The organism is Shewanella sp. 553 (assembly GCF_059338375.1).
On sequence record NZ_CM181701.1, the window covers coordinates 395,282 to 409,760 of the forward strand.

The following is a 14,479-nucleotide window of genomic DNA, read 5'->3' on the forward strand; positions in this document are numbered from 1 at the left end:
TACCGCCTTTCGTTACATGCGCTCTAAGGTGTCGATACCTAATAGATCTAGACCTTGTTTCAACGTTTTGGCGGTAAGTTGCGACAAGCGTAAACGGCTCTTCTTCTCGGCTTCTGAATCGGCCGCAAGGACTGGGCAGGCCTCATAAAAGCTTGAGAATGCACCCGCAAGCTCAAACAGGTAACCACATAGGGCATGGGGCTGACCTTTGTCGACCATGCGATTAAGCACTTCGCCAAACTGGGCCAATTTAGTGCCAAGCTCTTTCTCTTTGTCATGCTCAAGTGTGATGCTGGCATCGCTTAAGTCTATATCGGCGGCACGCTTGAAAATACCGGCTACGCGGGTATAGGCGTAAAGCAGGTAAGGTGCGGTGTTGCCTTCAAAACTGAGCATCTGCTCAAAGCTGAAGATGTAATCGCTGGTGCGGTTTTTCGACAGATCGGCATATTTGACCGAGCTGATGCCCACGACTTTAGCGATCTGCTCCAGCTCAGCTTGATCCATATCTGGGTTTTTGCTGCGCACTAATTCTAATGCGCGCGTTTCTGCTTCGCTGAGCAGATCCACCAGTTTCACGACGCCACCTGAGCGGGTCTTGAATGGACGGCCATCTTCGCCGTTCATGGTGCCAAAGCCCATATGCTCAAGACTCATGTTCGGATTAACAAAGTTGGCTTTGCGAGCTAAATTAAACACTTGCTGGAAGTGTAGCCCTTGGCGCAGGTCGACAAAGTAGAGCGCGCGATCGGCTTTAAGCACATTTGAGCGATAACGCATCGCCGCCAAATCACTGGTGGCGTACAGATAACCGCCATCGGCTTTTTGGATGATCACCGGCAGCGGCTCACCCTCTTTGGTTTTAAATTCGTCTTGGAACACCACTTTAGCGCCATTGCTTTCAGACAATAGGCCTTGTGCGTCAAGGTCGGCCACCACTTGGGCTAAATCGTCATTGTAAGCACTTTCACCGCGCACATCGGCGCGGGTCAGGCTCACGCCTAAACGCTCATACACTTGATGGCAGTGGCTTAAGGATATGTCGTTAAACTCGCGCCATAATTTGTTGCAGTACTCATCGCCTGACTGTAGTTCCACCACCAGCTTACGGGCGCGGATGGCGAACTCTTCTGACTCATCGAAGCGCACTTTGGCGGCGCGGTAGAAACTTTCAAGATCTGACAGTTCCATTTTGGCTTGCTCGCCTTTCGCGGCGCGCAGCTCTTCCATGTAAGCCAGCAACATGCCGAACTGGGTGCCCCAATCGCCAACATGGTTTTGACGGATCACCTTGTGACCCTGAAATTCCAGTGCGCGTACCACACTGTCACCAATGATGGTTGAACGTAGGTGGCCTACGTGCATCTCTTTGGCAAGGTTTGGTGACGAGTAGTCAACCACCACAGTTTGTGGGGTGGGAAGTACCACGCCAAGGTGATCGTCTTTGAGCGCTGTCATTAGCTGTGTGGCTAAGGCATTGTCATCAATAAAGAAGTTGATAAAGCCCGGCCCTGCAATTTCCACTTTAGCCACTTGGCTGTCTTGCGGCAAACTGTCGATGATCAGCTGGGCTAACTCACGCGGATTTTTGCGCGCCACTTTAGTCAACATCATGGCTAAGTTAGTGGCAAAATCACCGTGGGTTTTGTCTTTAGTTCGGTCGACTTGAATGCGCGCTTCAAAATCGGCAGGCACGATCTCCTGCTGCTTTAGGGTCTGAATGGCTTGTTCGAGCAAAGATTGAATATGTGATTTCATTGGCGTTTAATCGACAGTTACTTAAAGATAAAAAGATTCAGGGATAACCGTACATTTTAGCCGCTAGTGGTGACTAATTGCTATCCTCTGGCATGAATTTTATATGCTATTTAGCATATTTTTTATTACAACAGATCTTGCGGGTCGCGATCTAAGCTCCAGCGGCACTTTTTGGCCAAGGGTAAGGCTTCGATTTGTGGTAGCGCGACCTCGAACGACTTTTGTAGCAGGCTGCGCTCTTTGGTTTGAAACATCAATTGGCGGCGAAATTTGCCCGCTTTTTTGTCCATGGGGGCAGGCATGGGGCCTATCACTTCACACTGCTCATTTTGCGGTAAGATAGCGGCAATCTGCGTTAAAAACTCATCAGCATCTTCGGCGCGATGAGCTTCGGCGCGCAGCAGCAACATGTGCCATGCTGGCGGTAACAAGGCTTGCTTGCGCTCCTCTAATTGACCCCGAGCAAACTCACCGTAACCTTTGTGCATCAGCTCGCGCAAGATGGGATTATCGCACTGATGGGTCTGTAATAATACCGTGCCAGCTTTGCTGGCTCGCCCTGCGCGTCCCGACACTTGGGTATAGAGCTGGCCAAAGCGCTCTGGCGCGCGAAAATCGGCGCTAAAGAGGGCGCCATCTACGTCCAGCAACCCCACTAAGGTAACATCGGGAAAGTGATGCCCTTTTGCCAGCATCTGGGTACCGACCAAGATTTTATATTCCCCCTTGTGGATGGCATTGAGATGACCCTCGAGCGCCCCTTTGCGGCTGGTGGTGTCACGGTCGATGCGCACCACAGGATATTGGGGAAACTCTTTCGCCAGCGCTTCGGCTAATTGTTCTGTGCCCACCCCTTGGCCCATCAACATGGTGCTACCACATTGATGGCACTGGCGCGGTATGGCGTACTGATTGCCACAATGATGACAGCGAATTTCGCCCAATGATTGATGCACGGTAAAAAAGGCATCACAGCGATCACACTCATGCAGGTGGCCACATTCATGGCACAACAGGGCGGGGGCGAATCCACGGCGATTGAGAAACAGCAGCACCTGATTGCCCGCATCGAGGTGAATACGCATCTCATTGAGTAGCGCATGAGACAGCCCATTTTTGAGCGGCTGATTACGAATATCGATAATGCCTTGGCGCACTTTTTCGGCCGCGCCGGCGCGTTCCCCTAAGCTTAGGTGTTGGTAGCGACCGCTAAGGGCATTTTGCAGGGTTTCCAGTGACGGCGTGGCGCTGCCAAGTAACACGGGGATTTTTTCTAAATGGCCACGCATCACGGCTAAATCGCGGGCGTGATAGCCCACCCCCTCTTGCTGTTTAAAGCTGCTATCGTGCTCTTCATCTAAGATGATAATGCCGGGATAACGCATCGGGGTGAACAGCGCCGAGCGCGTGCCAATAATGATGGCCGCTTCACCCGCGCGAGCCTGTCGCCAGGCGCTAAGGCGCTGATTGTCCGTCAATCCTGAGTGGATCACCGCGACCTGCACCTTAAAACGTTGCTTAAAACGGCTGATGGTTTGCGGTGTTAGGCCAATTTCGGGGACTAAAATGAGTGCTTGCTTCCCCTGTTTGAGCACGGTTTCTAGCAAGGCTAAATAGACCTCTGTCTTGCCCGAGCCGGTGATCCCTTCGAGTAAGGTGCAGTGATAGCCTGTTTGCTGGTTGAGGGTTGCCACCGCAATTGCCTGCTCTGGATTGAGCTTATGGGGCTCTTCATCGAGGGTTAAGTTGTCGCGCCAGCTAAGGTCGAGTTGATTGGCTCTGTCTTGGTGGGTTATCCAGCCACGCTCCTGCAATGCTTTTAGCGCGGGTTTACTCAGTTCGAGCGCGTTTAATTCTTCTTGAGTCAGCTCACCTTGCAGCAAATGTTGCATCACTTTGCGTTGGGCTGGCGCGCGCTTTAAGGTGTCGAGATCGGCAGCTTGCCCTGCGCTGGTTAGGCACCAAAAACGGGTGCTTTCGGCGCTAACCTGTGCGCCTTTTCGTAAGGCGACCGGCAGGGCTTGGGAGAGCATTTGGCCCACACTGCAAAAATAGTAGCGCGCCGCCCATTGAGTCAGTTGATATAAAGAGTCGGGCAGCAGTGGCTCAGTATCTAAAAATTCACTTACCGATTTTATCTGCTGCGGCGCTAAATCACAGGTGTCAGTTACCCCTGTGACCAAGCCTATAAGTTGCTGACGACCAAATGGAACTTTCACGCGCACGCCTTTGACCGCCAGAGGGCTGTCGCTCTCTTTGACGCGATAACTAAAGTTTTGGCGTAGTGGGACGGGCAGGGCAACTTCGACAAACACAGACATAAAACCAGACAAGCAAACTTAAGGTAGAGCAAGTGTAACCAGCGTACATCGTTAGGGCTACCACTATCTTTTCTTGGCGGCGGTTTTACTATATTTTCGGGAGCTTAGTGGCGTTGTGGTCCCTGTTGCAGTGGATAAATAGATTGAATCGTTAGCTGGATTTGTGCTTAATAGTTGTACGGTTTTTGACTATAAAAATGTGGCTATGAAAACTCTGATGTACCTCCTATTACTCGCGCAGCTATCGGTAAGCCACTTTGGCTGGGCGGCAGTGACTCACGTGAGTATTAATCAAGTGCAATTTAATCTTGGGTTCAATCCTAAGCTCAAACTTAACATAGTGACCGACCAGCCTAGTGTCGACAAATTGCAGTTTGTGGTGGCGCAGCAAAGTGGACAAGAACGTTTAATGGTTACACCGGTGAATAATTTTATGTTGCAACTCACCGGTCTTGAAGATGTGACCGACGCCAGTGCCGAGTTGATTGTGCAGGAGTATCACGTTAACCAGTGGCGCGAGGTTAAGCGGATTAAACTGTTTGATGCTGCTCGCTCAGCGCATTTCCCGGCTCAGTCTAAGCCAAGCATCACAGCCAAGCCGCTGGTGGCAAGCAATACGCTAACCACGCAATCCTCAAAGCCATTAAAAGCTCAGTCCAAGGCTCGGCAAAATGCTCCACAAGGGGATGTGGCAGCGGATTTGGTGCAGGCCGATTGTGAGTTAAACTACGATGCACAGCAAACCCTATGGCGTATTGGCAGTGCCTATGCCAAGCCGTGGCAACTGAGTCCTTATGGCGCCATGTTGGCGATTTTTGATGCCAATCCCAAGGCATTTAATCGAGGTAAAATCCATGGTCTGCGCGCCGACGTGGTGCTGCGTTGCCCATCACATCGCGTGAAGGAGCGTTATCGCGATGCCAAGCAGGCTCAGCAGATATTTGAGGCCATGTAAGCTAAGCTCTATTGACTGCCTGAGCCTAGAAGTGAGCCAATACAGAGGCTAATGCTGCGCCTGGCAGGATGGCGAGTACAACGGTCATGATGATAATTACTCTGATAGGTGCAGCCTATGCTTGTATCTCCTGGTCGTATCCTGTACTATCTCGCGCCTGAATATTCTATTAACTGCATGTGGTGTCCGACTTCGGGTTGGAAGAGCGACATGGCCTTTAACTTGAGGTAATCCCAATGAAACCAGGCATTCATCCTGATTATGCAGAAATCACTGCAACTTGTACTTGTGGCAACGTTATTAAAGTAAACTCAACTGCAGGTAAGCCACTGCATTTGGACGTATGTGGTGCATGTCACCCATTCTACACTGGTACCCAGAAAGTTATGGATACTGGCGGACGTATCGACAAGTTCAACAAGCGTTTCGGCGCACTTGGCAAGAAGTAATTATTACTTTTGCAATGAACGTGAAAAAAGGTGCCTTAATGGCGCCTTTTTTGTTGCCTGCGATTTGAATGATTAACGGCTGATTATGGATTGTTGTGTAAGCTAAAGCCTGACAGTATGTAAGGTCAGTTTGATATAAAGTAGCCTGGGCCATTATCGATTTCAATTCATGAATGGTCATACTGAATTCAGGCTATCTAAGTGAACCGTTAATCGAAGGATATGATTATAGATGAACAGATACAGCAGATACCTACTCGTCTTATGCGGTTTATTGCCCTGCTACTGTTTTGCAGCCCAGCCCAGTGTCTGTGTGCCCACCCAATTCGATGAAACCGTGACACTCAGTCATGTTATCGATGGCGACACGTTAGTTCTCAGTGATGATCGCCAGGTACAGCTTATTGGTGTCGATGCACCAGAAATAGACTCGCAATATCCCGAATTATCTGAGCCGTTTGCCAATCAGGCACGTCAGTTTTTACTGCAACAGCTTCAGGCCGGACAAACGTTACAGTTAGCGTTCGATCGCAAACGTTTAGATCCCCACGGTAGAACCTTAGCTTATGTTTTCACTCAAGCGGGCGAGCATTTGCAAGAGTTGCTGCTTAATCATGGCTATGCTAAAAGCCGGGTGTATCACAATGATTACTTTTGGCAATGTTTCGACACATTAGAGCGCCAAGCCAGAGCAACAAAGCAGGGGTTATGGCGCCATCCTAGTTATCAAGCGAAGCGCGTTGAGCAACTTAACCGAGATGATTTGAACCGTTGGCGAGAGGTGGCTGGTACTGTGACCGGTTTTGAAACAAAAGGGCAATATTTGTGGCTCATTATCGATGAAATATTTTATGTAGGCATACGTAGAGAAGAATCTGGTAAATTTAACAACATTTTGACCTTGGACTTGCTTCAAAGCCGCGTAATTGTGCGTGGAGAGTTGTATTATTCCTACAAAAAATGGCAGATGATCAGTTATCATCCATCCCAGATAAGTTTGCAAAATGAGCCTTAGCCTGTTTGCTGACATAATAAACTGAAATTTTCTAATATCTTGTTTAAAAAGTGGGTTGATTCGAGTATCTTAGCCTCTAACGACGCTACAGCTTAGCTCTGTTTGATTCAGGCTGAGATAGTAGGGCGTAAGACCTCACTCTAAGATTTAACTTGTCGCACTTTTCAGGATTATTAAGATGGCCGATTTTCGTCAACAAGCCCTTGACTACCATGAGTTCCCCGTTCCAGGTAAAACCGCAGTTAGCCTGACCAAGCCCGCCGAGACCAGTATGGATCTGGCGTTGGCGTACAGCCCTGGTGTCGCGGAACCTGTCCGTGAAATTGCCGCCAACCCTGATAACGCCTATCGCTTTACCGCTAAAGGAAATACCGTGGCAGTTATCTCTAACGGCACGGCAATTTTGGGCCTAGGTAACCTTGGACCGCTGGCGTCAAAACCTGTAATGGAAGGTAAGGCATTATTGTTCAAACATTTTGCTAATATCGATGCGACAGATATTGAAGTGAAACACCGTACAACGGAAGAGTTTATTAATACCGTTGAGGCCATTGCCGATACCTTTGGTGGTATTAACCTTGAAGATATTAAGGCGCCAGAGTGTTTTGAAATAGAAAAGGCCCTAATCGAGCGTTGTAACGTACCGGTATTTCATGATGACCAGCATGGTACAGCCATTGTTACCGCGGCGGGAATGATCAACGCACTAGAGATCCAAGGCAAAAAACTGGAAGAAGCGGTTTTTGTTTGTATGGGCGCTGGCGCAGCCGCGATTGCCTGTATGACCATGCTTGTAAAGTGTGGCGTGCAGCGTGAAAACGTTTACATGCTTGACCGTAAAGGGGTTATCCATACTCGTCGTGAAGATATTAACGAGTACAAAGCCCTGTTTGCCAACAACACCGACAAACGTACCTTACAAGATGTGATCAAAGGCGCCGATGCGTTCTTGGGTCTATCGGGTCCAGATGTATTAACCGCTGACGATGTTATGTTAATGGCCGACAAACCAGTGATTTTTGCTTGTTCTAATCCAGATCCTGAGATCAGACCCGAGCTTGCCCATGACGTGCGTAAAGATCTGATCATGGGAACGGGTCGCAGTGATTATCCTAACCAAGTTAACAACGTCTTATGCTTCCCATTTATTTTCCGCGGTGCGCTGGATGTGCGCGCCTCGCAAATTAACGATGAAATGAAGATTGCCGCAGTGCATGCGATTGCGGCATTGGCCAAAGAGCCAGTACCTGCCGCCGTATTGGCCGCTTATCCTGATGTCTCTGAGTTAACATTTGGCCCAGAGTATGTCATCCCTAAGCCGATGGATACACGTCTACTCTCAAACGTAGCCAAGGCGGTAGCGCAAGCGGCTATCGACTCGGGTGTGGCGGCGATAGAAATCTTGCCAGAGCACTATATGGCGTAAGCGATATCCCGCTGACTGATAAAGGGCCTGAGGGCCCTTTTTTTATTTGTACCCAATACGGTTTGTTTGTATGGTAATTAAGCTGATTTTGACTTTATCAGGGTTACATTTAGCCATTGGCTAACGAGCGTAGATAAACATTTGTCGCATTAATAAATTAACCATTTAATTTTATTGGTATAAAAACCAGTAGCAGCAAAAAATATAACAATAATTCTGCAGGAAGCGGCATGAAAGCAACTGTACTATTAACTAAAAAGCTCACCAGTTTCTGGCTGTTATCGCTAGTGGCAATGGCGTTTATTTTTCTGCTGACTGCGGTGTTTAGTGTCATGCAGCTGACCTATAAACAGCAGCGACAGCAAGTCACACAACTCAGCACTATTTTGTCGCAGCATCAAACGCCAGCGCATATACAAGGGCTCGATCTTTGGCTACCACAACTATTGTCGGCCTATCAGGCACAGCAGTTTGTGTTAACACGTCAAAATGAGGTGTTATATCGCTATGATAGTCCTCAAGGCGAGCGGCGCGTTATTCGTTATGAACGCTCTATTTTACCTGCAGCGTCGCTCACAAACTTATCATCAACTGCCGAGCAAATGGCGCTTACGTTTCAGCTCAGTGTGCCCCGCCCACTGCAACTTAATCAGATCAGTGGTTATGGCGTGTTGATCTTACTGCTAGGTCTAAGCGCCATCGCGCTCTTTGTGCGCTGGGGATATCTCTGGTTAGCCCAACAACTCGAAGGCATTGAAGATTTAGCTAAGCGTAGCCACCTTATCTTATCTGGCGATTATGACAAAGCTTTGGCCGAACGTGGTCATGGGCGACCAAGGCTCATTAACCGTGCCTTAACACAATTGCTGCTGGAACTCGATGATGCGCAAAAACAGCGAGCGCGTTTCGATAAGGTGATTCGGTCTAACACCTTCCTCGATCCCGTCACGGGCATAGGAAATCGGTTGTTTTTAAAAAATCGGCTCGATGCGTTAAGTAACGATCAGGGGATGATCGCCCCAGGAGTGCTGTTGCTGCTTGAGATGGAAGATCTGGATCTATTGCAGCAAGAGCATGATGAGTTCACCATCCAAGAGATGCTGAGCCACACCATTAATGACATTAACCAGTTGCTCAACAGTTACGCTAACAGTATTTTTTCACGCCGTTCTTATAATCAGTTTGCCATTGTTATTCCGCAAATTTCCTTGGTCGATGTTGAAAAGCTGGTGGCTAAATTGCTTAAGGTCTGTTTGGCACAGCCATTGGATGACTTGGTTAATCGTGATGATTTTTTCCATATTGGTGTGGCTTATTTTAAGGTGGGCGACAGTAAAGAGCAGTTGATTGAAGAGGCGGAAATGGCGTTACGTGCAGCGCAGTTTCAGGGACCTAGCGGCTGGTTTATGTATGACAAGGGGGCCGTCGATGAAGAGTTTGCCCGAGGTTCGGTGCGTTGGCGCAGCTTTTTAGAATACGCCCTGGTGAACAAGCGGGTGGTTATCTATTCTCAGCCGGTGTTGGACAGTGATGGGGTAGAGCACCACAGAGAGGTGTCGAGTAGGCTACGCGACAGCAAAGGTAACTTGGTTCGGGCCACCCTGTTTTTACCCATGGCGATTAAGTGCGGTCTTACCCCTCAAATTGAGCGTCAGGTGATAGAAGCTGTGTTATTTGACTTGTTAGGCAGCAACCCTCAAAGCACTCAGCGTTACAGTATCAATCTTAGCCTCGATACCCTGACCAGCCGGGCATTTATTCGTTGGTTTAAAACCACCTTACTCGAATACCGTAATCTGGCATGCAAACTTATTATTGAGGTCAATGAAGATATTGTGGTCAATAATATTGAGCAGTTAACGCCCACATTGAATATGATCAGTAAAATGGGGGCTAGCCTGTGCGTTGACCGAGTTGGCCAACAGGTGGTGAGCATGCAATACATCACTAGCTGTAAATTCGATATCATTAAATTGCATCGTTCTATCGTGCGGCAGATTCATTTACGCCAAGAGAATCAATTGTTTGTAAGAAGCCTTATCGGCGGCTTATATCGCGCTGAAGTGCGGGTGTTTGCCGAAGCGATAGAGTCATTCGAAGAGTGGCAAACCCTTAAAATTCTAGGGGTCAGTGCCGGGCAGGGCAGCCTGTTTAGCGATCCGGTACAAGAAATATAATAGTGAGAGGGGTAAGGGCGTTGGCAAATATGACTATGCTAGAGTGAACTAAATTGAAGATATCGCATGGTTCTGGGCTTTTTTCTATAAAATTAAGAAATTAGTCGCTACAATGACCACAATTTTTTCGATGTTTAACACTTACCCTCTGGTTCGATATTGCGCTGTGATTGGATTTTTTGGTGGTTTGGGTGTCTCAACTCAGATTGGGCATAACATAGTGGGCACAGCTTAATGCAACAACGTTTTTTCAGTAAACTGGCTTTTTGGCAAACATCACACCCTAGTGCTAATGTTGGTGTTTATATTGGCGTCGACGAACTGACGGTATATTGCGGGGCTGAATCGCCAGCCTTGATTAAAATTCCGCTAATCAAACATGATTGGCATCTTGCTTTGGCAAGTCTTGCTGAACAAATTCCCGCTGCCAATATGCACATTGTCCTTAGCGATTGCTATTACCAATTGCTACTAGTCGACAAGCCACCGGTTGCCGATGAAGAGATAAGCCAAGCCTTATTTTGGTCGATTAAAGATATGGTGGTCAAACCCGTCAATGCGCTGCATTTAGATTATTTTGAAGCGCCGCAATCGAGTAGCAACAAGTTAACTGTGGTGGTGGCCGAGCGTGCCATGCTCAGCGCTTTGGCGTTGGCCGCTAAGCAACATGAACTCACCATTGCCGGCATCAGTATTGAAGAGATGGCCATCAGTAATTATCAGGTGAATGACAATCAAGCGAGATTGGTCTTGTGCCATATGCCAAACAGTGAGCTGATGCTGGCTGTGATTAAGCAGGGGCAACTGTTTATGCAGCGCAGCGTCAGAGGCTTTAATCAGATAGATACGGTATCGGCGGCGGATCTGCGTTTAGGTATAGCCGATAATCTGAGTATCGAGCTGCAACGCTCGATGGATTACTTTGAAAGCCAATTCCGTCAAGCCCCGGTGGCCTCAATTGACTTGTTAATGGAAGGCGATCGTAATGAGTTGGCTAATTTGCTATCGGCCAACTTTGACCAGCAGGTCGAGGTGATCCCCTGCGAGCGCGTCGCAGACAAACTGGCTGAGCTTGCTTACGCCGAGTTTAGTCGAGATGCTCAACAGGAGGTGGCGTAGATGGCGCAAAAACTCAGGGTTAACCTATTTCATCCCTCACTGTTACCCCCCCAATTACGGCTCTCTTTTGCACGTTTATGCCAAGTGGCGATAGCGGTGGGACTCTTGTTACTGATAGCCAATGGCATCACCTATTGGAGCGTTAATCGTCTGCAGCAACAACATACGCAATTAAGCGCGCAAAAGGCAGACTATGACCGCCAAAAACTGCAGTTAGAGCAGCAGCTCGGCGCGCGCGGGGCTTCACCGACGTTAGTGGCTAAGGTGGATCTGGTGACCCAGCAGCTTGAGCTGAAACGCCAATTGCTGGGTGAGCTCGGCCAAGTGCAAGCGCTCACCAGTCATGGCTACTCCTCCTTATTAACCGACTTGGCCAGTGTGGCAGACAGTCGCACATGGCTGACCCGTATCCAGATTATGGAAAAACAAGTGATATTTGAAGGCTACAGCAGTGCGCCGCAGGATGTGCCGCGTTGGGTGGAGCGTTTAAAGCAGGTCGATACCTTAAAAGGGCAAGCCTTTAGCACCTTGACCATCAGCCGGGGCGAAGGCGAGCCGCTGTCATTCGTGCTTCGCAGTGAAGCCGCAAAGGAGTCGAGCCAATGAAGCCATTTTGGTCCCAATGGGGCGCTCAGTTTAATGTACTCACTCAGCGTGAGCGGCTGATGATAGCTGGCGCTGCGCTTATGGTTATCGCTGCGCTACTCTATTTTCCATTAGAGTCGTTACTGCTTAAGCGTGATACGCTGCAGCGTCAAGTAAGCGCGATGACCACAGAAAACAAGGTCTCAATGCAGCAAATTGAACTCTATCAGCAGCGCTTAGCCCAAGATCCCGACCAAGAATATCGGCAACGATTAACCACGTTAGAGCAACAGTTGGCGGATATCGACCAACAGCTGTCATTTCAGATGGTTGATATGGTGCCAGCTGAGCATATGCCGGCGATGTTGAGCCAATTGCTGGGGCAGATTAAAGGAGTGAAATTACATTCGTTCGATACCCTCGCTCCACAACCTTTACTGCCGGTCGGTGATCAAGACAAGCTGAATTTGTACAGTCATGGTATTAAGCTCACCTTCGTGGGCGACTATTTTGCCACGCTGAAGTTTGTGCAAGCGGTAGAAAATATGCCCAATAAGCTTTACTGGAAGCAGCTCGATTACAGCGTCGATAAGCACCCTAAGGCAAGCGTGGTATTGGAGTTATACACCTTAAGTATCAATAAGGACTTTATCAGTGTGGCGAAATAAGATGAAATCTGGCTTAGCCTTGTTGATTGCTTCAGCCTGTATGCTGGTTATCCCGGCGCAGGCGCAATCGTTACGGGATCCGACTCAACCGGGCGTTGGCGCGGTGTCGCACTCAGTCAGTCAACAACAAGGGGCTGATACACTTAAATTAAACAGTGTGTTGATATCGGATAATAGCGCGACCGCGATTTTTAATAATAAGATGTTCACCCTAGGTGACCGGGTACAAGGGGTTAAAATAGTGCGCATTAACGCCAAAGGCGTGTGGCTAGCCGATGGCCGACACTTCTCCTTGTACCAAGCCGTAACAGAGACTAAGGGACAATAAATGACCGCAATAAGAACCTTCACGCCACTCGTGGCGCTGCTTTTAGTGGCATGTCAGACAACGGATCGTCCGCAGCCTGTCGAGTCAAAGTCGGCATTATCCAGCTCTATTTCTCAGCAAGAATATCAGGTGAATATGCCGCCAGCGGCTGTCATGCCAGACTCGGTGCAGCGTGAGCTTGCCTCGGCCTCATTACTGGGGAGCCCAGCGCCCATGATGCCCCCAGAGCGACGTTTCGATGTGTCGGCTAATGACGTTGATGCCAAGGTGTTTTTTCCAAGCCTAGTGCAGGGCACCCCTCTGAGTGTGGCGGTGCATCCCAATGTCAGCGGCACGATCTCACTGTCATTAAAAGGGGTGACATTGAGTGAAGCCTTGCAAGTCGTGGAAGATATTTATGGCTATGAAGTGAGTCGTGATGGGCGTATTTTACGCGTCTATCCTGCGGGCATGCGCACCGAGACCTTCGCGCTAAATTACCTGCACATGGAGCGCAACGGCCTTTCGCTCACTTCGGTCAACTCGGGACGAATCTCCGATACCAATAACTCAAACAGCAACAGCAATAACAACGGTAACAATAATAACGGTAATTTTGGCTCCAATAACGATTCGAACAACAATAACAGTAACGACACCACCAATGGCACCTTTATCCGGTCGACCACTAAGAGTGATTTTTGGGGCGACTTGAAAGAGACCTTAGTGTCGATTGTTGGCGAGACAGGCAACGGCCGCCAAGTGGTCATTACGCCGCAGGCCGGTTTAGTCACGGTTCGCGCCTTTCCTAACGAGTTACGTCAGGTGAAAACCTTCTTGCAAACTGCCGAGAGTCACCTGCAACGCCAAGTGATCCTCGAAGCCAAAATTTTAGAGGTCACCTTGTCGGACGGTTATCAGCAGGGGATCCAGTGGGATCAGTTACAAGGCGATGCTTTTGCTGACGGAAATACTAAAGTGAATTTTGGTACCTCGGCGGGTTCGTTTGGCGATCAGATCACCGCCGCTTTAGGGGGGGTAACTTCTTTAACCATACAAGGTCGTGATTTTACCAGTATGATCACCTTGCTCGATACCCAAGGCGATGTCGATGTGCTGTCTAGTCCAAGGGTGACCGCCTCGAACAACCAAAAGGCGGTGATTAAAGTCGGCAGCGACGAGTATTTTGTCACCGACGTCTCTTCAACTACCGTGGCGGGCACCACACCAGTTACCACCCCGGAGGTAGAACTGACGCCATTTTTCTCTGGTATCGCCCTAGATGTTACGCCGCAAATCGATGCCGAAGGTAATGTGTTACTGCATGTTCATCCGTCGGTTATCGACATTAAAGAGCAAAATAAATCCATCAAAATTTCTAACAGCACTCTGGAGTTGCCACTGGCACAGAGCGAGATCCGCGAGTCAGATACCGTGATTAAAGCGCGCACCGGTGATGTGGTGGTGATTGGTGGTTTGATGAAGAGTGAAAATATTGAGCTGGTTTCTAAAGTGCCCTTCTTAGGCGACATCCCCTTGCTTGGTGAGGTATTTACCAACCGCAGTCAGTCACTGAGAAAAACCGAGCTGGTGATTTTACTCAAACCTACCGTAGTCGGTGCCGATACTTGGAAGGCTGAGCTTGAACGCTCAAAAGCCTTGCTCGACCGTTGGTATCCAGAGCCTGTAAAGGAGTAGC

At 48.9% G+C, this 14,479-nt stretch carries 12 protein-coding genes; 10 read left to right on the forward strand and 2 right to left on the reverse strand.

Annotated elements, in window-relative coordinates:
- Positions 1-12: 12 nt before the first annotated feature.
- A complete protein-coding gene (gene argS / locus AC5YBZ_RS01860; protein ID WP_475515653.1) occupies positions 13-1,758 on the reverse strand; it encodes an arginine--tRNA ligase in 1,746 nt (581 codons plus the stop codon).
- Between the two features lie 125 nt (positions 1,759-1,883).
- Complete coding sequence (gene priA, locus AC5YBZ_RS01865; RefSeq protein WP_494543357.1) at positions 1,884-4,079, reverse strand: primosomal protein N'; 2,196 nt, start codon at positions 4,077-4,079, stop codon at positions 1,884-1,886.
- A 205-nt stretch (positions 4,080-4,284) separates the two neighbouring features.
- On the opposite strand from priA, the gene AC5YBZ_RS01870 reads away from it, so the two are divergent.
- The 10 genes from AC5YBZ_RS01870 to mshL all read left to right on the forward strand — a co-directional run bounded on the left by AC5YBZ_RS01870 (position 4,285) and on the right by mshL (position 14,478).
- Entirely contained in the window at positions 4,285-5,034 is a 750-nt protein-coding gene (locus tag AC5YBZ_RS01870) for a FimV/HubP family polar landmark protein (RefSeq protein WP_494524273.1), read from the forward strand.
- Positions 5,035-5,270: 236 nt separating this feature from the next.
- Positions 5,271-5,483: a 50S ribosomal protein L31 gene (gene rpmE, locus AC5YBZ_RS01875; RefSeq protein ID WP_110455686.1), complete on the forward strand. Its 213-nt coding sequence runs from the start codon at positions 5,271-5,273 to the stop codon at positions 5,481-5,483.
- Positions 5,484-5,715: 232 nt separating this feature from the next.
- The gene (locus tag AC5YBZ_RS01880) at positions 5,716-6,498 is read left to right on the forward strand and encodes a thermonuclease family protein (protein ID WP_494543358.1); all 783 of its coding nucleotides are present in this window, start codon (positions 5,716-5,718) and stop codon (positions 6,496-6,498) included.
- A 178-nt stretch (positions 6,499-6,676) separates the two neighbouring features.
- The gene (locus AC5YBZ_RS01885) at positions 6,677-7,924 is read left to right on the forward strand and encodes a malic enzyme-like NAD(P)-binding protein (protein WP_494524275.1); all 1,248 of its coding nucleotides are present in this window, start codon (positions 6,677-6,679) and stop codon (positions 7,922-7,924) included.
- Positions 7,925-8,154: 230 nt separating this feature from the next.
- On the forward strand, positions 8,155-10,101 hold the full coding sequence (csrD, locus tag AC5YBZ_RS01890) for an RNase E specificity factor CsrD (protein ID WP_494543359.1): 1,947 nt from the start codon (positions 8,155-8,157) through the stop codon (positions 10,099-10,101).
- A gap of 234 nt (positions 10,102-10,335) precedes the next feature.
- Positions 10,336-11,220 carry an MSHA biogenesis protein MshI gene (locus AC5YBZ_RS01895; RefSeq protein WP_494520226.1) on the forward strand — a complete coding sequence of 295 codons (885 nt, stop codon included), beginning with the start codon at positions 10,336-10,338 and terminating at the stop codon, positions 11,218-11,220.
- Complete coding sequence (locus AC5YBZ_RS01900; RefSeq protein WP_494520225.1) at positions 11,221-11,826, forward strand: PilN domain-containing protein; 606 nt, start codon at positions 11,221-11,223, stop codon at positions 11,824-11,826.
- On the forward strand, positions 11,823-12,473 hold the full coding sequence (locus tag AC5YBZ_RS01905; protein ID WP_494520224.1) for an MSHA biogenesis protein MshJ: 651 nt from the start codon (positions 11,823-11,825) through the stop codon (positions 12,471-12,473). Before AC5YBZ_RS01900 ends, AC5YBZ_RS01905 begins: the two co-directional genes overlap by 4 nt.
- Before the next feature lies 1 nt (position 12,474).
- A complete protein-coding gene (locus AC5YBZ_RS01910; RefSeq protein WP_494520223.1) occupies positions 12,475-12,801 on the forward strand; it encodes an AKAP95 family protein in 327 nt (108 codons plus the stop codon).
- Positions 12,802-14,478, forward strand: coding sequence for a pilus (MSHA type) biogenesis protein MshL (gene mshL / locus AC5YBZ_RS01915; protein ID WP_494543360.1), 1,677 nt, complete (start codon positions 12,802-12,804; stop codon positions 14,476-14,478).
- The last annotated feature ends 1 nt before the right edge of the window (position 14,479 follow it).